Annotated in this window: 17 protein-coding genes and 1 pseudogene; 11 read left to right on the plus strand and 7 right to left on the minus strand. The window is 69.0% G+C overall.

Annotation, left to right across the window (positions count from 1 at the left end):
* Positions 1-135 precede the first annotated feature (135 nt).
* The 5 genes from nirB to G6045_RS27380 all read left to right on the plus strand — a co-directional run bounded on the left by nirB (position 136) and on the right by G6045_RS27380 (position 8335).
* Positions 136-2898, plus strand: a complete 2763-nt coding sequence (gene nirB, locus G6045_RS27360) for a nitrite reductase large subunit NirB (RefSeq protein WP_165334786.1) — start codon at positions 136-138, stop codon at positions 2896-2898.
* 267 nt (positions 2899-3165) lie between these two features.
* A complete protein-coding gene (locus tag G6045_RS27365; protein WP_165334787.1) occupies positions 3166-4581 on the plus strand; it encodes a NarK family nitrate/nitrite MFS transporter in 1416 nt (471 codons plus the stop codon).
* Positions 4582-4869: 288 nt separating this feature from the next.
* Positions 4870-7128, plus strand: coding sequence for a formate C-acetyltransferase (gene pflB / locus G6045_RS27370; protein ID WP_165334788.1), 2259 nt, complete (start codon positions 4870-4872; stop codon positions 7126-7128).
* 93 nt (positions 7129-7221) lie between these two features.
* A complete protein-coding gene (pflA, locus tag G6045_RS27375) occupies positions 7222-8070 on the plus strand; it encodes a pyruvate formate-lyase-activating protein (RefSeq protein ID WP_165334789.1) in 849 nt (282 codons plus the stop codon).
* A 70-nt stretch (positions 8071-8140) separates the two neighbouring features.
* Positions 8141-8335, plus strand: a complete 195-nt coding sequence (locus G6045_RS27380; RefSeq protein ID WP_165334790.1) for a hypothetical protein — start codon at positions 8141-8143, stop codon at positions 8333-8335.
* 4 nt (positions 8336-8339) lie between these two features.
* On the opposite strand, the gene mscL is transcribed toward G6045_RS27380, so the two are convergent.
* The 6 genes from mscL to G6045_RS27410 all read right to left on the minus strand — a co-directional run bounded on the left by mscL (position 8340) and on the right by G6045_RS27410 (position 13987).
* Positions 8340-8807 (minus strand): large conductance mechanosensitive channel protein MscL, encoded by a 468-nt coding sequence (gene mscL, locus G6045_RS27385; RefSeq protein WP_328707916.1) that lies wholly within the window; start codon positions 8805-8807, stop codon positions 8340-8342.
* Between the two features lie 138 nt (positions 8808-8945).
* Positions 8946-9356 carry a hypothetical protein gene (locus tag G6045_RS27390; protein ID WP_328707917.1) on the minus strand — a complete coding sequence of 137 codons (411 nt, stop codon included), beginning with the start codon at positions 9354-9356 and terminating at the stop codon, positions 8946-8948.
* Positions 9357-9661: 305 nt separating this feature from the next.
* On the minus strand, positions 9662-10495 hold the full coding sequence (locus G6045_RS27395) for an S-methyl-5'-thioadenosine phosphorylase (RefSeq protein WP_165334792.1): 834 nt from the start codon (positions 10493-10495) through the stop codon (positions 9662-9664).
* Positions 10496-10563: 68 nt separating this feature from the next.
* The gene (locus G6045_RS27400) at positions 10564-10887 is read right to left on the minus strand and encodes an FmdB family zinc ribbon protein (RefSeq protein ID WP_165334793.1); all 324 of its coding nucleotides are present in this window, start codon (positions 10885-10887) and stop codon (positions 10564-10566) included.
* A gap of 67 nt (positions 10888-10954) precedes the next feature.
* Positions 10955-12226, minus strand: coding sequence for an MFS transporter (locus tag G6045_RS27405; RefSeq protein WP_165334794.1), 1272 nt, complete (start codon positions 12224-12226; stop codon positions 10955-10957).
* Positions 12227-12496: 270 nt separating this feature from the next.
* Complete coding sequence (locus tag G6045_RS27410; protein ID WP_165334802.1) at positions 12497-13987, minus strand: potassium/proton antiporter; 1491 nt, start codon at positions 13985-13987, stop codon at positions 12497-12499.
* Between the two features lie 226 nt (positions 13988-14213).
* Here G6045_RS27410 and G6045_RS27415 point away from each other — a divergent pair, with 226 nt between their 5' ends.
* On the plus strand, positions 14214-16952 hold the full coding sequence (locus G6045_RS27415; protein WP_165334795.1) for a penicillin acylase family protein: 2739 nt from the start codon (positions 14214-14216) through the stop codon (positions 16950-16952).
* Here G6045_RS27415 and G6045_RS27420 read toward each other — a convergent pair.
* On the minus strand, positions 16942-17547 hold the full coding sequence (locus tag G6045_RS27420) for a 5-formyltetrahydrofolate cyclo-ligase (protein ID WP_165334796.1): 606 nt from the start codon (positions 17545-17547) through the stop codon (positions 16942-16944). The two genes, G6045_RS27415 and G6045_RS27420, sit on opposite strands and share 11 nt — an antisense overlap.
* Before the next feature lie 96 nt (positions 17548-17643).
* Here G6045_RS27420 and galU point away from each other — a divergent pair, with 96 nt between their 5' ends.
* The 5 genes and pseudogenes from galU to G6045_RS41640 all read left to right on the plus strand — a co-directional run.
* Positions 17644-18549 carry a UTP--glucose-1-phosphate uridylyltransferase GalU gene (gene galU, locus G6045_RS27425; protein WP_165334797.1) on the plus strand — a complete coding sequence of 302 codons (906 nt, stop codon included), beginning with the start codon at positions 17644-17646 and terminating at the stop codon, positions 18547-18549.
* On the plus strand, positions 18546-19868 hold the full coding sequence (gene glp / locus G6045_RS27430) for a molybdotransferase-like divisome protein Glp (RefSeq protein WP_165334798.1): 1323 nt from the start codon (positions 18546-18548) through the stop codon (positions 19866-19868). The genes galU and glp overlap by 4 nt, the downstream gene beginning before the upstream one ends.
* Positions 19869-19997: 129 nt before the next feature.
* Positions 19998-20477 (plus strand): cyclic pyranopterin monophosphate synthase MoaC, encoded by a 480-nt coding sequence (gene moaC / locus G6045_RS27435; RefSeq protein WP_165334799.1) that lies wholly within the window; start codon positions 19998-20000, stop codon positions 20475-20477.
* The gene (locus tag G6045_RS27440) at positions 20474-20983 is read left to right on the plus strand and encodes a MogA/MoaB family molybdenum cofactor biosynthesis protein (protein WP_165334800.1); all 510 of its coding nucleotides are present in this window, start codon (positions 20474-20476) and stop codon (positions 20981-20983) included. Before moaC ends, G6045_RS27440 begins: the two co-directional genes overlap by 4 nt.
* Positions 20980-21119, plus strand: a pseudogene (locus G6045_RS41640) (GNAT family N-acetyltransferase); the annotation flags it as partial. The gene G6045_RS27440 and the pseudogene G6045_RS41640, both read left to right, overlap by 4 nt.

The following is a 21119-nucleotide window of genomic DNA, read 5'->3' on the forward strand; positions in this document are numbered from 1 at the left end:
CCCCCTGCCACAAGGCCCACCCCCCAAGGGCCCCATGACCTGTGCGAACAGGTCCTTCACGGCCTGGGGCAAGCCCCGCGGCGGCCTACCGTCGAAGCAGAGGCTTCCCCAACGCATGCCCGGAGAGTGACCGCCATGACCCAGACCCTGGTACTGATCGGCCACGGCATGGTGGGCCAGCACTTCCTGGAGGTGCTTGCCGAACGCGGCGCCTTCGCGGGCGAGGACGGCCCCGGCTGGCACGTCGTCGTGCTCGCCGAGGAGGACCGCGTCGCCTACGACCGGGTCCACCTCTCCTCCGCCTTCACCGGCACCGACCCCGACGAACTCTCCCTCACCGACGCCGAGTTCCTCACACGGCACGGCATCGACCTGCGCCTGGGCGACCCCGCCGAACACATCGACACCGCCGCCCGCAAGGTCACCACCGTCTCCGGCACCGTCGTCGACTACGACGCCCTGGTCCTGGCCACCGGCTCGTACCCCTTCGTGCCACCGATCGACGGCGCCGACGCCGCGGGCTGCTTCACCTACCGCACCCTGTACGACGTCGAGACCCTCACCGCGTACGCCGAGGAAGCGAAGACCGGCGTGGTCATCGGCGGCGGGCTGCTCGGTCTTGAGGCGGCCGGAGCGCTGCGCACCCTCGGCCTGGCGACGCACGTCGTCGAGTTCGCCCCGCGCCTGATGCCGATGCAGGTCGACGACGGCGGCGCCGCCGCGCTGCGCGCCACCATCGAGGGCATGGGCGTCGCCGTGCACACCGGTGTCGGCGCGAGCAGCGTCGAGACCGACGCCGACGGCCGCACCCGCGCACTGCGCCTGTCCAACGGCGAGACCATCAACGCCGACCTCGTCGTCTTCTCCGCCGGCGTCCGCCCCCGCGACCGCCTCGCCCGCGAGGCCGGTATCGCCGTCGGCGACCGCGGCGGCGTCGTGGTGGACGAGCACTGCCGCACCACCGACCCGTACATCTACGCCATCGGCGAGTGCGCCCAGAGTGCCGACGGCCGGGTCTACGGGCTGGTCGCGCCCGGCTACCAGATGGCCGAGACCGCCGCCGACGCCCTCGCGGGCGAGGGCACCAAGGTCTTCAACGGCGCCGACACCTCCACCAAGCTCAAGCTGATGGGCGCCGATGTCGCCTCCTTCGGCGACCCGTTCGCGCGGGAGGGCAAGGACGGTGCGGTCTCCGTCGTCTTCTCCGACTCGCGTGACGGCGTCTACAAGAAGCTGCTCCTCGGCCCCGACGGGGCTCTGCTCGGCGGCATCCTCGTCGGCGACGCCGAGGCGTACAGCTCCCTGAAGCCGCACACCGGCAAGCAACTCCCCGCGCCCGCCGAGGCCTACGTCGGCCCCGTGACCGCCGCCGACATCCCGGGCGCCGACGCGCTGCCGGACGATGCGGTGCTCTGCTCCTGTCACAACGTCACCAAGGCGCAGGTCACTTCGGCCATCGCCGCCGAAGGCATCACCGACCTCGGCGGCATCAAGAAGTGCACCAAGGCCGGTACGGGCTGCGGTGGTTGCGTCAACACCCTGCAGGCCGTCCTGGACGCCGAACTCTCCGCCGCCGGCATCGAGAAGGCCAAGGGTCTGTGCGAGCACTTCGAGCTCAGCCGTTCGGAGATCTACGAGAAGATCCGCACCGACCGCATCCGCTCCTTCACCGAACTCCTCGAGAAGTACGGCAAGGGCGAGGGCTGCACGGTCTGCAAGCCGGTCGTGGGCAATGTGCTCGGCACCCTCGGCCCGGAGCTGGGCCTGACCCATATCCTCGACGGCGAACAGGCCACCCTGCAGGACTCCAACGACCTGTACCTGGCGAACCTCCAAAAGGACGGCACGTACTCGGTCGTCCCGCGCGTGCCCGGCGGTGAGATCACGCCCGATGCGCTCATTGTGATCGGTGAAGTCGCCCGCGACTACGGCCTCTACACGAAGATCACGGGCGGTCAGCGCATCGACCTGTTCGGCGCCCGTGCCGATCAACTCCCCGAGATATGGCAGCGGTTGGTCGACGCCGGCTTCGAGTCCGGCCACGCCTACGGCAAGTCCCTTCGTACGGTGAAGTCCTGCATCGGATCGAAGTTCTGCCGCTTCGGGCAGGGCGACTCTGTGCAGCTCGCCATCGACCTCGAGCTGCGCTACCGGGGACTGCGCGCCCCGCACAAGATCAAGGGCGGTGTCTCGGGCTGTCTGCGCGAATGCGCCGAGGCCCGCGGCAAGGACATCGGCGTCATCGCCACCGCCAACGGCTGGAACCTGTACGTCTGCGGCAACGGCGGCACCACCCCCCGCCACGCCGACCTCCTCGCCGCCGACCTGGACGCCGGCGAACTGTTCCGTCTCATCGACCGCTTCCTCATGTACTACGTCCGCACGGGCGAGCGCCTGGAGCGCACCTCCGCCTGGCTGGAGCGCATCGACGGCGGCCTCGAGCACCTGAAGTCCGTGCTCGTCGAGGACTCCCTCAGCATCTGCGCCGAGCTCGAAGCCCAGATGGAACGGCACGTCGCCGCCTACCAGGACGAGTGGGCCGCCGTGCTCGCCGACCCGGAGAAGCTCCGCCGCTTCAAGCCGTTCACGGCCGCGCCCGAGGACGGCGTCTCCTTCAAGGACGACCTGGTCAAGGACCTGGAGCCGGGCCGCGGCCGCGTCGCCGTACTGCCCGACGGCACCGAGGCGGCCCTGTTCAAGGACCGTTCCGGCGCGCTCTACGCGGTCGGCAACCACGACCCGTACTCCGGCGCCGCCGTGATGGCGAACGGCATCATGGGCAGCCGCGACGGCGTCCCCACCATCGCCTCGCCCATGCACAAGCAGGAGTTCGACCTGCGCACCGGCGTCAGCCTGGACGACCCCGAGGTCGCCCTCGGCGTCCCCGAGCTGCCGTAACCGCACGCCACGACGCCCCGGGCCGGTCCCGCACGAGGACCGGCCCACTCGGCATACGCCCACGACCGCGGCCCCGACGGACGTGGCGCCGACGGACGTGGCGCCGACCGCCGGCCTGCCGACGGTCCCGCCCCGCGCGGACCCAACGTCCAGCCGCACACAGGTCCTTGGCCTGCGCACAAGCCGACTTACGCCTCTGCTTCCGCGGATAAAGGGGACGCAACCTGGATGGGTACGGATCAACTCCTTCACCCCCAGGAACAGCGCATGCCTGCCGTAAAGGAAACAGTCGAGGTCGCACAGCGGTCGTACGACCCCGCGCAGTACCGTCCGGGCCGCCCCATCACCGACTGGGAGCCGGAGAACGAGCTCTTCTGGAAGTCCACCGGCAAGCGCGTCGCCCAGCGCAACCTGTGGATCGCGGTCCCCGCCCTGCTCGTCGCCTTCGTGGTGTGGCAGGTGTGGAGCGTCACCGCGACGAACCTCAAGGACGTCGGCTTCTCCTTCACCACCTCGCAGCTGTTCTGGCTGACGGCCATCCCCGGCCTGACCGGTGGTACGGCCCGTATCTTCTACACCTTCCTCGGCCCGAAGATCGGCCAGCGCACCTTCACGGCGATCTCCACGGTCGTCCTGATCGTCCCGCTCCTGTGGCTGGGCTTCGCGATCCAGGACACCTCGACCTCCTTCGGCACCATGGCGATGATCGCCGCCCTGTGCGGTATCGGCGGCGCCAACTTCTCCTCCTCGCTCGCCAACATCGGCTTCTTCTTCCCGAAGAAGGAGAAGGGCAACGCGACCGGCATCAACGGTGGCCTCGGCAACCTCGGCGTCTCCGTCGTCCAGCTGCTCACCCCGATCGTCATCACCAGCTCGGTGATCGCCATCGGCTCCGGCCAGCACAACGCCAAGACCGGCAACGAGGTCTACCTCCAGAACGCCGCCTTCCTGTGGGTCCCGGTCCTGATCGTGCTCGCCGCCATCGCCTGGTTCGGCCAGAACGACCTGAAGACCGCCTCCACCTCCTTCAGCCAGCAGAAGATCATCTTCAAGCGCAAGCACAACTGGCTGATGACCTGGCTCTACGTCGGCACCTTCGGCTCCTTCATCGGCTTCGCCGCCGCGCTCCCGATGCTGATCAAGACCACGTTCCCGGACTACTCGGTCGCCACCTACGCCTGGATGGGCCCGGCGCTCGGCGCCCTCGCCCGCTGGGCCGGCGGCTGGATCGCGGACAAGATGGGCGGCGCCCGCGTCACCATCCTGTCCTTCGTGGGCATGGCCGTATCGATCATCGGCGTGATCAACTTCCTGCCCGCGGGCGGCAACGACGGCAACTTCGCCGGCTTCTTCGCCTGCTTCCTTGCCGCGTTCTTCTTCTCCGGCATCGGCAACGGCTCGACCTTCCGCCAGATCCCGGTGATCTTCCGCAACCAGCACCTGAAGGGCCTGACCGAGGGCACGCCCGAGTACGCGAAGGCGCTGAAGCAGACGGAGATGGAAGCGGGCGCCGTCACCGGCTTCACCGCCGCCATCGCCGCGTACGGCTTCTTCTTCATCCCGGCCCTGTTCGCCAACTTCGCGGTGACCAGCGCGATGTGGGGCTTCGTGGCCTTCTACGCCAGCTGCATCGTGGTCACCTGGTGGTTCTACGCCCGCAAGGGCGCCGAGTCGCCGTCCTGATCCACCCGGCACAGCGACCGGCACAGCACGCCCTCGAAGACCGCACGCCGGTTTCCGAGGGCTTTGCCGTACTCGGGACGAAAAACTTGTGAAAGTTTTCACAAGCGGACAATGGTCCAAGGTCCCTGGCAAAACCGCAGGTGAGAGCCTCGTCAACGTGCAAGGCGGGTACACCGGGGGGACCATTGGTACCGAACCAGGGACCAATGCGGCCCGAAATGATCGATCAAAAGCAGTCCAATGGATGTGTAGCAATGAGGCGACACGCGGACTCGAAAGGTTCGGGCGATGACTGCAACTCCGGCGGAGAAGACCGTTAACGACGAGGCCTGGGACGGCTTCAAGGGCGGCCTGTGGAGGGACGCCATCGACGTCCGCGACTTCGTGCAGCAGAACTACACGCCTTACGAGGGTGACGACTCGTTCCTCGCGGGCCCGACGGAGCGCACCACCGCCGTGTGGAACAAGCTCCTGTCGATGTTCCCCGAGGAGATCGAGAAGGGCATCTACGACGTCGACGTGAAGACTCCGTCGCGTATCGACGCCTTCAAGCCCGGATACATCGACGCGGACAAGGACCTGATCGTCGGCCTCCAGACCGACGGTGCGCTCAAGCGCGCCATCATGCCCAACGGTGGCTGGCGCATGGTCGAGGGCGCCCTCAACGCCTACGGCTACGAGGCCGACCCCGAGGTGCGCGAGATCTACACGCACCTGCGCAAGACCCACAACGAGGGCGTCTTCGACGCCTACACGCCCGAGATCCGCGCCTGCCGCTCCTCCGGCATCATCACCGGTCTCCCCGACGCCTACGGCCGCGGCCGCATCATCGGCGACTACCGCCGTGTCGCCCTCTACGGTGTCGACCGCCTCATCGAGGACAAGAAGGCCGTCAAGGCCCAGTTCGACGCCGAGTGGCCGACCGAGGACGTGATCCGCGGCCGCGAGGAGACCTCCGAGCAGATCAAGGCGCTCGGCGAGCTCAAGGCGATGGCGCAGTCCTACGGCTACGACATCTCCCGCCCGGCGCAGACCGGCCGCGAGGCCGTGCAGTGGCTGTACTTCGCGTACCTCGCCGCGGTCAAGGAGCAGAACGGCGCGGCCATGTCGATCGGCCGCATCGACAACTTCCTCGACATCTACCTGCAGCGCGACATCGAGGCCGGCCGCATCACCGAGGCCGAGGCCCAGGAGTTCATCGACGACTTCGTCATCAAGCTCCGCATCGTCCGCTTCCTGCGCACCCCCGAGTACAACGAGCTCTACTCCGGCGACCCGACCTGGGTCACCTGGTCCATGGCCGGTATGGGTGAGGACGGCCGCCCGCTGGTCTCCAGGACCACGTTCCGCGCGCTGCAGACCCTGTACAACCTGGGCCCGGCCCCGGAGCCGAACCTGACCGTCTTCTGGTCGCAGCAACTCCCCAAGGGCTTCAAGGACTTCGCGTCCAAGGTCGCCATCGACACCTCGGCCCTGCAGTTCGAGTCCGACGAGCTGATGCGCCCGAAGTACGGCGACGACACCGCGATCGCCTGCTGTGTCTCCGCGATGGCCGTCGGCAAGCAGATGCAGTTCTTCGGCGCCCGTGTGAACGTCGCCAAGGCGCTGCTCTACGCGATCAACGGTGGCCGCGACGAGAAGTCCGGCAAGGTCGTCGTCAAGGGCTTCGAGCCCATCGAGGGCGAGTACCTGGACTACGAGACCGTCGCCAAGCAGTACGACGCGATGCTCGAGTGGCTGGCCAAGACGTACGTGCACGCGCTGAACGTCATCCACTACATGCACGACAAGTACGCCTACGAGCGCATCGAGATGGCGCTGCACGACCGCGAGATCCTGCGCACCATGGCCTGCGGCATCGCCGGCCTCTCGGTCGCCACGGACTCCCTGTCGGCCCTGAAGCACGCCAAGGTCAAGGTCGTCCGCGACGAGAGCGGCCTCGCCGTCGACTACCTGATCGAGGGCGACTACCCGGCCTACGGCAACAACGACGACCGGGTCGACGAGATCGCCCAGAACATCGTCAGCGGCTTCATGGAGAAGATCCGCAAGTACCCGACGTACCGGAACGCGCTGCACACGCAGTCCGTCCTGACCATCACGTCGAACGTCGTCTACGGCAAGAAGACCGGCAACACCCCCGACGGCCGTCGCGCAGGCGCCCCGTTCGCCCCCGGCGCCAACCCGATGAACGGCCGTGACGAGCACGGCTACATCGCCTCCGCGATGTCGGTCGCCAAGCTCAACTACGACGACGCCGAGGACGGCATCTCGCTGACCAACACGATCACCCCGGACGCGCTCGGCCGCACCCCCGAGGACCGCATCGCGAACCTCTCCGGTGTACTCGACGGCTTCATGGCCAGCGACGGCTTCCACATGAACGTCAACGTCCTCAACAAGGCGACCCTCGAGGACGCCATGGAGCACCCGGAGAACTACCCGCAGCTGACCATCCGGGTCTCCGGCTACGCGGTGAACTTCGTCCGCCTGACGCGCGAGCAGCAGCTGGACGTCATCAACCGCACCTTCCACGGCTCGCTCTGAGCCGACCCCGACTCGCGGCCCCGGGCCCGGGCCCTCACTCCGGGCCCGGGAGCCGCGATCACCAACCCGCTTGAACCCTCCGGGAGTTGTGCCATGACAGTGCTGCTCGGCAAGGACATCCCCGTCGGTGCGCCGACCGCCGACGAACGCATCGGTCTGCACAGCCCGGCCGGTCTGCCCAGCACGCCGGCCGCGGCCGCCACCCAGCGCCCCATCGAGGGCTCGGTGCACTCCTGGGACCTGTCGACGGGTGTCGACGGCCCCGGCACGCGCTTCGTGACGTTCCTGGCCGGCTGCCCGCTGGCCTGCCTGTATTGCCACAACCCCGACACGATGAAGATGCGCAACGGCAAGCGCACGTCGGCCGACGACGTGCTCGCCGAAGCGGCCAAGTACACGACCTTCATCAAGGCTTCGGGCGGCGGCGCGACCATCTCGGGCGGCGAACCGCTCCTCCAGCCGGTCTTCGCCGGCGAGCTCTTCCACCGTATGAAGCACGAGCTCGGGCTGCACACCGCCCTCGACACCTCGGGCTTCCTCGGCGTCCGCGCCACCGACGCGATGCTCCGCGACATCGACCTCGTGCTGCTCGACATCAAGTCCTGGGACCGCGACACCTACAAGAAGGTCACCGCGCGCGAACTCCAGCCCACCCTCGACTTCGCCCACCGCCTCGCCGACCTCGGCAAGGAGGTGCACGTCCGCTTCGTGCTCGTGCCCGGCCTGACCGACGCCCCGGCGAACATCGAGGGCGTCGCCGCCTTCGCCGGCTCCCTCGGCAATGTCTCGCGCGTGGACGTGCTGCCCTTCCACAAGCTCGGCCAGTCCAAGTGGGAGGCACTGGACATGCCGTTCACCCTGGCCGAGACGCCTTCGCCGGGGCCCGAGCAGGTCGACGCGGCGAAGCGGATCTTCGAGGCGCACGGCCTCACAGCCGTCTGAGCCCTTGCGCGAGTACGGGGTGAGCGGCCGGCCCGAGCCGCTCCCCGCGCCCCGGACGTACCCTGGACGCATGAGCACCGCCCCGCAGCCCTCCGAGGACGAGCAGCAGCCGAAGCCCAGGCCCAAGCTGGTCTTCGACGACCCGCTCGACCAGCAGTCGTCCGACGACACGGACCGGGGCTGGGGCGAGCGGCCGGCGGCGAGCGGCGACAGCGCCGCGGACCTCGCACGCTTCCTCGACGAGAAGCCGCCCCACCACCTCTGAGCAGTTACTCGCGGTTGCCCGAACCGCGCTGGGCCACCACGGCGTCGCGGATCTCCTTGAGCACTTCGAGCTCGGTGATCTCCATCGTCTCCTGGACGCCTTCCTTCGCCTTGCGCCGCTGCTCGACCTTGGCCAGGTACTTGGCCATCGGGAGCACCATGAGGAAGTAGACGACCGCCGCGGTGATGACGAAGCTCAGAATGGCGCTGAGCACCGTGCCCCACATGATCGGGATGCCGGAGACGACCTCGCCGTTCTTGTACTCGCACGGGGCCTTCAGGCACGAGCTGTACTTGTCGAGGTCCTTCGTGCCGAACGCGCCGACCAGCGGATTGATCACGCCCTTCACCACGGAGTTCACGATGTTGGTGAACGCCGCGCCGATGACGACCGCGACCGCCAGATCGACGACGTTCCCCCGCATCAGGAACGCCTTGAATCCTTCGAAGAGGCTGGGCTTCTCCTCGCTCACAGTGGAGCCTTTCGTCGCATGTGCAATGGAAGCTATGGAAGCTGAAGCTGCCATTAGGCACAGCAGGCCGAAGCGGCGTCCAATCCATGCACACGAACAGGTGAGTTGACGAACTCCCGCTCCCGCACCGAGTCGTTGTCATCGCAACGTCACCGCGAGCGGCGTGCCCGCACCGGCTCCCACCAGGGCGGTGGACACAGAGCGCGGAACCTCCAGGACCACCAACGCACCGCCGTCGAGGCTCTCTTCGCCGGCCTCGGGCACCTGCGCCACCCGTGCGTCCGCGGCCACGACACGTGCCTGCTCACCGTGCTCGCCCGCGGCCACCACATCCACGCGGTCGCCGGGCTCGAGGAGCCGTACGGCCGCGGCATCGGCGATACGCACCGGAGCGGAGACCAGCTCGACGGGCCGGGCAGCAGGGGCCGTGGCCGCGCCCGCATCCGCCGTCGGCTCGGGGGCGGCACGCCCACCGAGCGCCAGCGTCGCCGCCGCCACGGCGAGCCCGGCCGCGAGGGTGCGTCTGCGCCGCCGCAGAGCTCTCCTCAACCGCGCGCTCCCACCCCGTACATGAAGAGGAGAGAAGTGCGGGACATCGCATGCGGGCGCGGGGACAGCGGGTGCAGGGACAGCGGGTGCAGGGACAGCGGGGGAGGGAGGCGCGGACAGAGAGGAGTGCGGAAGGGGACGAGTGGTGGACACGGGATCACCGCCTGACGTGAGGGACGTCGTCGAACGCCCCTCACGATCCCCGCAACGCCGCAAGCCCGCTGAGCCCTGTGGACAACCACCGGCCTGTGGACAACTCCCTCACCGGAACGAGGCGTTCACCACCTCACGCCGAGTGCCGAGAGCTACGGCAGCTCGATCCCCAGATCCCACCCGTCATGCGCATGCGTGCACAGGCAGTCCCGCTCCGCCGTCTGCGGAAGCGCCCCCACCACATCGAAGAGCACCTCGCGCAGCCGCCCGACGTTCTCCCCGAACACCCTCAACACCTCGGTGTGCGAGACCCCTTCACCCGTCTCCGCACCGGCGTCCAGGTCCGTCACCAGCGACATCGACGTGTAGCAGAGCCCCAGTTCACGGGCGAGCACCGCCTCGGGGTGCCCGGTCATGCCGACCACCGACCAGCCCATCGCGGCATGCCACTGCGACTCGGCGCGGGTCGAGAACCGCGGCCCCTCGATCACGACCATCGTGCCGCCGTCGACCGGCTCCCAGTCCCGCCCGCGCGCCGCCTTGAGCGCGGCGCCGCGGCCCACCGGGCAGTAGGGGTCGGCGAAGGTGGTGTGGACGACGTTCGGCACCGTGCCGTCCGGCAGCGGGTGCCCGTCGAAGAAGGTCTGCGCCCGCGCCTTCGTACGGTCCACGACCTGGTCCGGAACGAGCAGCGTGCCCGGCCCGTACTCCGCCCGCAGCCCGCCGACCGCACACGGGCCGAGCACCTGCCGTACGCCCACGGAGCGCAGTGCCCACAGGTTCGCGCGGTAGTTGATGCGGTGCGGCGGCAGCCGGTGGTCGCGGCCGTGCCGGGGCAGGAAGGCCACGGTCCGTCCGGCGATCTCGCCGAGGAAGAGGGAGTCGCTGGGCGCTCCGTAGGGGGTCTCCACCGTGACCTCGGTCACGTCCTCCAGGAAGGAGTAGAACCCGGAGCCACCGATCACGCCGATCTCTGCGTTCACCATGCGATCAGCGTAGCCATACGCGAGAACCCCGCTGCCGGTGAGGCAGCGGGGTTCTCGAAAGCTAAGCGTCAGGCGGCCGACGTCGAGGAAGACGACGACGAGGAGGACGACGAAGACGTGGACGACGACTTCGACGACGCGTCCGAGGACGACTTCGCCGAGGAGGAGCCCGAGGACGAGGACGACGCCGAGGCCGGCGTGCTGCTCGACGACGAGCCGCGGCTGTCGTTGCGGTAGAAGCCCGAGCCCTTGAACACGATGCCGACCGCCGAGAACACCTTCTTGAGGCGTCCGCTGCAGCTCGGGCACTCGGTCAGAGCGTCATCCGTGAACTTCTGCACCGCCTCGAGGCCTTCGCCGCACTCGGTGCACTGGTACTGATACGTCGGCACTTGCTTCCTCCTGGCACTCTCACTCGATGAGTGCTAACGACGTTCCATAGTGACGTATTCCTCGGGATCAGTCCACCGTGGCGAGCGCGCGGTGACCCACACCACGTGCCACGGTCCGCCCCTTGGACGCCGGCGCGAGCCTGCCGCGCAGGGCGAACAGGGTCCCCAGGGCCAGTGCGGTGGCGACCGCGGGGACCAGGAATCCGTAGCTCGCGCCATGGGCGTCCGCGAGCCGTCCGGCCACGGTCACGGCGGCGGCCTGCCCGAAGGCGACCGCACCCGTCAGCCAGGTGAACGCCTCGGTACGGCCGGAGGCCGGCACCAGCTGCTCGACCAGCGTGAACGCGGTGATCAGGGCCGGTGCGATCGCCATGCCCACGAGCAGACCGACGATCGCGAACATCGCGACCGAGTCCAGCGTCCACAGGGTGGCGGCCATGGCGGTCAGCGCGGTGTAGCCGAGCAGCAGCCGGCGGCGCGGCCCGATCTTCCAGGCGATGGCGCCGCAGGCGATACCGGCGATCATGTTGCCGGCCGCGAAGATCCCGTACAGCAGGCCGTTGACGCCCGACTGGCCGATCTCCTCGGCGAAAGCCGTCAGCGAGACCTGCATACCGCCGAAGACGGCGCCGATGCCGAGCATGGCGACGATCAGGGCGCGCACACCCGGAATGGACAGGGCCGAAGCTCGCTGCACAGAAACATCACCCGCGACCGCACGGGCCGGCTGGGTGCCGCGCTGTGCGGCGAACAGCAGACCGCCGGCGAGGGTCAGGACCGCCTGGGCGGCGAGACCGGCGCCGGGGTGGACGACGGTGCACAGCATCGTGGCCAGGACGGGGCCGACGACGAAGGTGAGCTCGTCGGTGACGGACTCGAAGGCCGCCGCGGTCGGCAGCAGGTGCCGGCGGTCCGGGCGGTCGAGGACGGAGGCCCAGCGGGAGCGGACCATCGGGCCGACCTGCGGCACCGAGGCACCGGCCGGCACGGCCGCGAGGAACAGCGCCCACAGCGGGGCGTCCGCGAGGGCCAGGGCGGCGAGCAGGATCACCGCGACGGAGTTGATCAGAACGCCGGGGATCAGGACGGCCGACTGCCCGAAGCGGTCCGCGAGCTTGCCGCTCTGTGGTGCGAACAGGGCCATGGAGATACCCGTCACGGCGGCGACGGCGCCCGCGGTGCCGAACGAGCCGGTCGTGTGCTGCACAAGGAGCACGATCGACATCGTGAGCATGGCGAAGGGCTGCCGTGCGGCGAAGCCGGGCAGGACGAACGAGAGTGCGCCTTCAGTGCGCAGAAGCTGGCCGTAACCAGGGCGGGAGTTGACCGTGGACACCACGGTCCTTGCCTTTCTGCTGCCTGGTAGCGGGCCCGTATTGGCATCGCCGAGAGCTGTCCATCGTGCGCAGGGATCGTCGGTGATGCCCGGTCCCTGCGGGGGACCTCGGCCGCCGTGCGAACGCGCCAGCTCTTCATCAGACAGAGGTGATTCGTTTGCGGTTACCTTCATTGTACGGGTCTTCCGCAAGACGTGCCTCGGAATTGCCAAGCTCGGGTCGCTCGACACCTGCGATTAAGCCAACGTTTACGCCAACGTTTACGCCAACGTTTACGCCCCGGTCCCCAGCCACCCGGCCAGCTTTCCGCCCTGCCCGACGTCCCGCAGCCGCTTCTCGGCCGCGTCCCGTACGGGATCCGTGGCCACCACGAGCAGCTCGTCCCCGCGCCGCAGCACCGTCGTCGGCAGCGGTACGAAGGACTTCTCGTCGCGGACGACCAGCGTGACCGCCGAACCGGCCGGCAGCCGCAGCTCGGCGACCTCGACGCCGTGCATCTTGGACTTCTCCGGGATCGCCACCGAGAGCAGATGCCCGCGCAATCGCTCCAGCGGGGCGGATTCGATGCCCAGGTCGGCGGCCCCGTCGGAGTCGCCCAGCTTCAGGGCCTTGGCCAGCCACGGCAGCGTAGGACCTTGGACGAGCGTGTAGACGACCACGAGCACGAAGACGATGTTGAAGATCCGCTCGTTGCCCTCGATCTCGGCCACCATCGGGATCGTCGCGAGAATAATCGGCACCGCGCCACGCAGCCCGGCCCAGCTCATCAGGGCCTGCTCACGCCAGGGGATCTTGAACGGCAGCAGGCTGAGCACGACCTCGAGCGGTCGCGCCACCATCGTCAGGATCAGGCCGATGAGGATCGCAGGCCAGACGTCGTCGAGCAGCTTGTGCGGGGTGACCAGGAGCCCGAGCAGCACGAACATGCCGATCTGAGCGAGCCAGCCGAGCCCGTCGGCGAAGCCCCGGGTGGCCGGCCAGTGCGGCAGCTTGGCGTTGCCGAGGACCATCGCGGCCAGATAGACGGCGAGGAAGCCCGAGCCGTGCGCGATGGCGCCGGCCGCGTACGCCGTGACCGCGATCGCCATGACGGCGATCGGGTAGAGGCCGGACGCGGGCAGCGCGACATGGCGCAGCCCCCACGCGCCGAGGAAGCCGACCGCGAGACCGACGGCCGCACCGATCGCGAGCTCGAGGGCGATCTCGCCGACCAGGACGTACCAGGCATGGACCGGATCCACCGAGGAGAAGGCCACGACCAGGATCACGACCGGGGCGTCGTTGAATCCGGATTCCGCTTCGAGCACGCCGGTGATGCGCGAGGGCAGCGGCACCTTGCGCAGGACGGAGAAGACGGCCGCGGCGTCGGTCGAGGAGACGACCGCGCCGATGATCAGCGCCTGGCGCCATTCGAGCCCGACGAGATAGTGCGCACCGGCAGCCGTGATGCCCACGCTGACCGCCACGCCCACGGTCGAAAGGACGACCGCGGCCGGCAACGCGGGCTTGATTTCCTTCCACTTGGTGCCGAGGCCACCTTCGGCAAGGATCACCACAAGTGCGGCGTAACCGATGACCTGGGTCAACTCGGCATTGTTGAAGGTGACATTGAAGATCCCGTCCTGGCCTATCGCAATGCCGATACCCAGGTACAGGAGCAGGCTCGGCAGGCCGCTGCGCGAAGAGATCCGTACCGCGGCGACGGCGATGAGCAGGACGAGCGAGCTGATCAAGAGGAGCTCGTTGAGCTGATGGACAGTCAGTGGCCGTTCCTTCCTCGCGGGGTGGACTCCGAAGCGGGCTGCCGCCGGATCCGGGGGAGGGGGTACTTCGTTACCTTACCTAATCGTTAACGCTTCCTTGACGGGCAAGATCTCCGTTCCGCTACGGTCCTACGGCCGGAACGGACACCGCGTCCTGGCGTACGACGAGCTGCACCTAAGGTTGCTCCTGCACTCAAAGGACCGCTCCAGGACCACAAGGACAGCGATGCCCGCGAACACCACCGCCCCTTCGGGTGGCCGCAAGGCCGGCCGGAAGAAGGGGCGCCGCGCCCGACTGATCGTGCTCACGCTGGTAGTGGCGCTGGTCGCGGGCCTCGCGTTCGGCGCCTGGTGGAGCATCAGCACCGTGCGCGCCTCCCTTCCGCAGACGAAGGGTTCGATCAGCCTCGACGGTCTCTCCGCCCCCGTCGACGTCCGCAGGGACGCCCAGGGCATCCCGCAGATCTACGCGGACACCAGCGAGGACCTGTTCCGCGCGCAGGGTTACGTGCAGGCGCAGGACCGGTTCTGGGAGATGGACGTACGCCGTCACATGACGTCGGGCCGGCTGTCCGAGATGTTCGGCGAGGGGCAGGTCGAGACCGACGCGTTCCTGCGCACCCTGGGCTGGCGCGAGACGGCGCAGAAGGAATACGACGAGAAGCTGACGCCCGACACGAAGAAGTACCTGCAGGCGTACGCCGACGGGGTCAACCAGTACCTCGCGGGCAAGTCGGGCAAGGACGTCTCGGTCGAGTACGCGGCCCTCGGGTTCACCACCGACTACAAGATCGAGAAGTGGACCCCGGTCGACTCGGTGGCCTGGCTCAAGGCGATGGCCTGGGATCTGCGCGGCAACATGCAGGACGAGATCGACCGCGCGCTGATGTACAGCCGGCTCGGCCCGAAGCAGATCGGCGAGCTCTACCCGGAGTACCCGTACGAGACGCACAAGCCGATCGTGCAGGAAGGTGCCGTCGATACCGCGACGGACACGTACAACCCGAAGGGCACCGGCACCCAGCCGCAGTCGGGCAACCCGGCGACGCAGGGCACGGCCGGAGCCGCCCTGAACACCCAGCTGTCCGGCCTCTCCAAGGTCCTGGAGAACATGCCGGACGCCATCGGGCCCAACGGCAACGGCATCGGCTCCAACTCCTGGGTGGTGTCCGGTGAGCACACCACCACCGGCAAGCCGCTGCTCGCCAACGATCCGCACCTCGCGCCCCAGCTGCCCTCGCTCTGGTACCAGATGGGCCTGCACTGCAGGAACGTCTCCGAGAAGTGCCAGTACGACGTCTCCGGCTACACCTTCTCCGGCATGCCCGGCGTGATCATCGGTCACAACCAGGAGATCGCCTGGGGCATGACCAACCTCGGCGCGGACGTCACCGACCTCTACCTGGAGAAGATCCAGGGCGACGGCTACCTGTACGACGGCAAGGTGCAGCCGTTCAAGACCCGCCAGGAGACCATCAAGGTCGCCGGCGGCGAGGCGCGGAAGATCACGGTCCGCGAGACCAACAACGGCCCGCTGCTCTCCGACCGCAGCGACGAGCTCGGCAAGGTCGGCGAGGAGGCGCCCGTCGACGCCTCCGCCCCGGACCGCTCCGACGGCTACGCGGTGGCGCTGCGCTGGACCGCGCTCGACGCGGGCAAGTCGATGGACGCCGTGTTCACGCTCAACAGGGCGACGAACTTCAAGGAGTTCCAGGCCGCGGCCGCGAACTTCGAGGTGCCCTCGCAGAACCTGATCTACGCGGACCGCGACGGCAACATCGGCTACCAGGCCCCCGGCAAGATCCCCACGCGCTCCACGAAGCACGACGGCACGCTGCCCGCGCCCGGCTGGGACCCCTCGTACAGCTGGACCGGGTACGTCTCGTTCAAGGCGCTGCCCTACGAGTACAACCCCGAGCGCGGCTACATCGTGACCGCCAACCAGGCCGTCGTCGACAAGTCCTACCCGCACGAGCTGACGAAGGACTGGGGCTACGGCGCGCGCAGCCAGCGGATCAACGACCTCATCGAAGGGAAGCTCGAGGGCGGCGGGAAGATCTCGACCGAGGACATGCGCACCATGCAGATGGACTCGAACAGCGAGATCGCCAAGAAGCTCAATCCGATGCTGCTCAAGCTCGACATCGAGGACCCCGACGTCCGCGACGGCCAGAAGCTCCTCGAGGGCTGGGACGGTACGCAGGACGCGGACTCGGCGGCCGCCGCGTACTTCAACGCGGTGTGGCGCAACGTCCTCAAGCTCGCCTTCGGCAACAAGCTGCCCAAGGAGCTGCGCGTCAAGGGCTCCTGCATCAGCGTCGAGCCCGCCGACAAGACGGGCCCGGTCGACGACCCCGACGAGCGCGTACGCGAGTGCGGCGAGCGGGATCCGGACGCGGCGCAGCCGGACGGCGGCGACCGCTGGTTCGAGGTGTTCCGCAAGCTCTCCGAGGACGAGAACAGCGAGTGGTGGCACACGCCCGGCACCCGCACCGACGAGGAGACCAAGACCCTCGACCAGCTGCTCGCGCGGGCCATGGAGGACGCGCGCTGGGAGCTGACCGCCAAGCTCGGCAAGGACATGGACACCTGGAGCTGGGGCCGGCTCCACACCCTGGAGCTGAAGAACCAGACCATCGGCACCGAGGGCCCGGGCTTCATGCAGTGGCTGCTCAACCGCGGCCCGTACAAGCTCGGCGGCGGTGAGGCCGCGGTCGACGCGACCGGCTGGAACGCGGCCGGCGGCTACCAGGTGATCTGGGTGCCGTCGATGCGGATGGTGGTCAACCTCCAGGACTTCGACAAGTCCAAGTGGATCAACCTGACCGGTGCGTCGGGGCACGCGTACAGCCCCAACTACACCGACCAGACCGAGAAGTGGGTCAAGGGCGAGCTCTACGACTGGTCGTACGGGGCGAAGGCCGTCGAGGACGCGACCGAGAACCATCTGGTGCTCAAGCCGTAAAAGTGCGCACTCCCGAGGGGGTCACCACCGCGTGAACGGGGTGGTCGTGCGGTTCCGCCGGAACCTGCGCGACCACCTCGTTCTCGTAGAGCAGCACGATCAGATCCGGGTGGGCGCGCGCCCGCTCGAGCCTTGCGAGCACGCGGTCGTACGAGCCTCCCCCGCGTCCGAGCCGCATCCCGCGCGCATCGACCGCGAGCCCCGGCAGCAGGACGGTATCGGCCTCGGTGACGGCCTCGGGCCCGAGCCGGGCGCCCTCCGGTTCGAGCAGCCCGCGCGCGGCAGGGGACAGACGTCCGGGACCTTCGTACGCGGCCCAGTCGAGATCGTTGTCCGGCAGCAGTACGGGCAGCAACACCCGTACCCCACGGGCCCGTAGCGCATCGAGCAGCACCCGCGTCCCGGGCTCACGCCCGACCGAGACATACGCGGCGACCACCGCGCCCGCAGCGGTCAGCCGGGGCAGGGCGAGCGCCTGCTCGCCGAGTGCGGCCGCGGCCACCCGCACGTCATCCGGTGTCAATGCCCTCCTCATGCCGAGGAGTTCTCCGCGCAACCTTTCCTTGGCAGCTTTGCTCGCGGTGTCGCTGCTCACAGCTCGCTCACACAAATCAGGCCCAATCGCGCTCAATGAGAATGAATTAACTGGAGGCAAAGCTTCCGCCCATTCTCGCCAGATAAGGTGCGGGACATGACTGAGCGCCCCACGATCACCAAGGCTGTCATCCCGGCAGCCGGTCTCGGCACCCGCTTCCTGCCGGCGACCAAAGCGACCCCGAAGGAAATGCTCCCGGTGGTCGACAAGCCCGCCATCCAATACGTGGTGGAAGAGGCCGTAGCGGCCGGTCTGTCCGACGTCCTGATGGTCACGGGCCGCAACAAGCGCCCGCTCGAGGACCACTTCGACCGCAATTACGAGCTGGAATCCGCCCTGGAGAAGAAGGGCGACGCCGACCGTCTCGCGAAGGTCCAGGAGTCCAGCGACCTGGCCACCATGCACTATGTGCGCCAGGGCGACCCCAGGGGCCTCGGCCACGCGGTCCTGTGCGCGGCCCCGCACGTGGGCGACGAGCCCTTCGCGGTCCTCCTCGGCGACGACCTCATCGACGCCCGCGACCCGCTGCTTCGGCGCATGGTCGAGATCCAGGCCCGCGAAGGCGGCAGCGTCATCGCGCTGATGGAGGTCGACCCCGCGCAGATCCACCTGTACGGCTGCGCCGCGGTCAAGCCGACCGGCGACGAGGACGTCGTACAGATCACCGGCCTGATCGAGAAGCCCGACGCCTCCGAGGCGCCCAGCAACCTGGCGATCATCGGCCGCTATGTACTCGCCCCGGAGATCTTCGCCATACTGCGTCAGACCGAGCCCGGCCGCGGCGGCGAGATCCAGCTCACCGACGCACTGCAGAAGCTCGCGACGTCCGACGAGGGCGGCCCGGTGCACGGCGTGGTCTTCAAGGGCCGCCGCTATGACACCGGTGACCGCGGCGACTACCTTCGCGCCATCGTCCGGCTCGCGTGCGAACGTGAAGACCTGGGCCCGGAGTTCCGGACCTGGCTTCGCAGTTACGTCACCGAGGAGATGCAGCAGTCTTGAGCAGCAGCACCACGGATCAGGCCGCCCCCGTGTGGTCGGTGACCGAGCACCTCGAGGACATCCTGGCGACTGTCCAGCCGCTGGAGCCGATCGAGCTCCAGCTCCTGGACGCCCAGGGCTGTGTCCTCGTGGACGAGGTCACCGTGCCGCTCTCGCTGCCGCCCTTCGACAACAGCTCCATGGACGGCTATGCCGTCCGGGTCGCCGATGTCGAGGGCGCGAGCGAGGAGTTCCCTGCCGTCCTCGATGTCATCGGGGATGTCGCGGCGGGCAGTCCGGGCGATCTGACCGTGGGCGCGGGACAGGCCGCGCGCATCATGACCGGCGCACCGCTGCCGCCCGGCGCGGAAGCGGTGGTCCCGGTCGAGTGGACCGACGGCGGCCTCGGCGCGGGCCCGGTCGGCTCCATGACCCCGCACAGCGCGTCCCCCCAGGGCGCGAGCGGCGAGGTCCGGGTGCACCGGCCCGCCGGGGCCCGGGCGCATGTCCGCGCCCAGGGCAGCGACGTCCAGGCCGGCGAACAGGCGCTGGCCGCCGGCACCGTCCTCGGCCCGTCGCAGATCGCCCTGCTCGCCGCGATCGGCCGCGCCTCGGTACGGGTCCGTCCCCGGCCGCGCGTGGTCGTGATGTCCACCGGCAGCGAACTGACGCAGCCGGGCGAGGAGTTGGGCAAGGGCCAGATCTACGACTCCAACTCCTTCGCCCTGACCGCCGCCGCCCGTGACGCCGGCGCCATCGCGTACCGCGTGGGCGCGGTCGCGGACGACGCGGAGACCCTGCGCTCCACCATCGAGGACCAGTTGATCCGCGCGGATCTCCTGGTCACCACGGGCGGGGTCAGCGTCGGCGCGTACGACGTGGTGAAGGAAGCCCTCGAGCACCTCGGTGACGAGGACGAGCCGGGCAGCGGCATCGAGTTCCGCAAGCTCGCCATGCAGCCGGGCAAGCCCCAGGGCTTCGGCGCGATCGGCCCCGACCACACCCCGCTGCTCGCGCTGCCGGGCAATCCGGTGTCGTCGTATGTCTCCTTCGAGCTGTTCGTACGTCCCGCCATCCGCGCCCTCATGGGCCTGGACGAGGTGAACCGTCCGACCGTCCGCGCCGCACTGCGCTGCGACGAGCCGCTGTCGTCACCGAAGGGCAAGCGGCAGTACCTGCGCGGGTCCTACGACGCCGAGGCGGGGGCCGTCCGTCCGGTGGGCGGAGCCGGTTCGCATCTGATCGCCGCGCTCGCGCAGGCCGACGCGCTGATCGTCGTCCCCGAGGACACCACCGAAGTCACCCCCGGTACGGAGCTGGACGTCATTCCGCTGGGCTGACGCCAGGCTCCAGCAGACCGCGCAGCCTCTGGTAGAGGTACCGTGTCGCCCACACACGGCCCACATACGGCCCCCGCACAGGGCCCATGTCCCAGGGCCGTGACGGCCCGACCGGGAGCGCAGCAGCACATGAGCACGCAGGACCGACTGACCCATATCGACGAGGCGGGCGCCGCCCGCATGGTCGACGTGTCCGGGAAGGACGTGACCGAGCGCATCGCCCGCGCCTCGGGCCGCGTGCTCGTCTCGCCCCAGGTGATCTCGCTGTTGCGCGGCGAGGGCATGCCCAAGGGCGACGCCCTCGCGACCGCACGTATCGCGGGCATCATGGGCGCGAAGAAGTGCTCCGACCTGATCCCGCTGTGCCACCCGCTGGACATCGCCGGCGTGAAGCTCGACCTCTCGGTGGCCGACGACGCCGTGGAGATCACCGCCACGGTCAAGACCACCGGCCGCACGGGCGTCGAGATGGAAGCCATGACCGCGGTGTCCGTCGCCGCGCTGACCGTGGTCGACATGGTGAAGGCCGTCGACAAGGGCGCCGTCATCACCGAGGTACGGGTCGAGTCCAAGTCGGGCGGCAAGTCGGGCGACTGGAGCCGGTCATGACGTACCGCGCGCTCGTCGTCACCGCCTCCAACCGCGCCGCCGCCGGTGTGTACCCGGACAAGGGCGGCCCGATCCTCGCCGAAGGCCTGCGCGCCCTCGGCTTCGAGGTCGAAGGCCCCCAGGTCGTGCCGGACGGCGACCCGGTCGAGGCCGCGCTGCGGGCCGGCGTCGAGGCCGCGTACGACGTGATCGTCACGACCGGCGGCACGGGTATCTCGCCCACCGACGCGACCCCGGACGCCACCCGCCGCGTCATCGACTACGAGGTGCCCGGAATCCCCGAGGCGGTACGGGCGTTCAGCCGGGACAAGGTGCCGGCCGCCGCCCTGTCGAGGGGTCTGGCCGGCGTCGCGCACCGCACCCTGATCGTGAACCTGCCGGGCTCGACCGGGGGAGTGCGCGACGGCCTCGCCGTCCTCGAGTCGGTCCTGGTGCACGCGGTCGAGCAGCTGCACGGCGGTGACCACCCCAGGCCCGCCGACGGAGTTACGGGGAGCCCGAGCTGAACAGCCCTTCGTGGCCGGTGGAACTGGTGGACGGCGATATCGTCCTCCGGCCCATAAAGATGCGCGACCAGCGCCCCTGGCGCGAGGTCAACCGCCGCAACCGGGACTGGCTGCGCCCCTGGGAGGCCACCATCCC

It is taken from the genome of Streptomyces mesophilus (genome assembly GCF_011044995.1).
GTDB classification, from domain to species: Bacteria; Actinomycetota; Actinomycetes; order Streptomycetales; family Streptomycetaceae; genus Streptomyces; species Streptomyces mesophilus.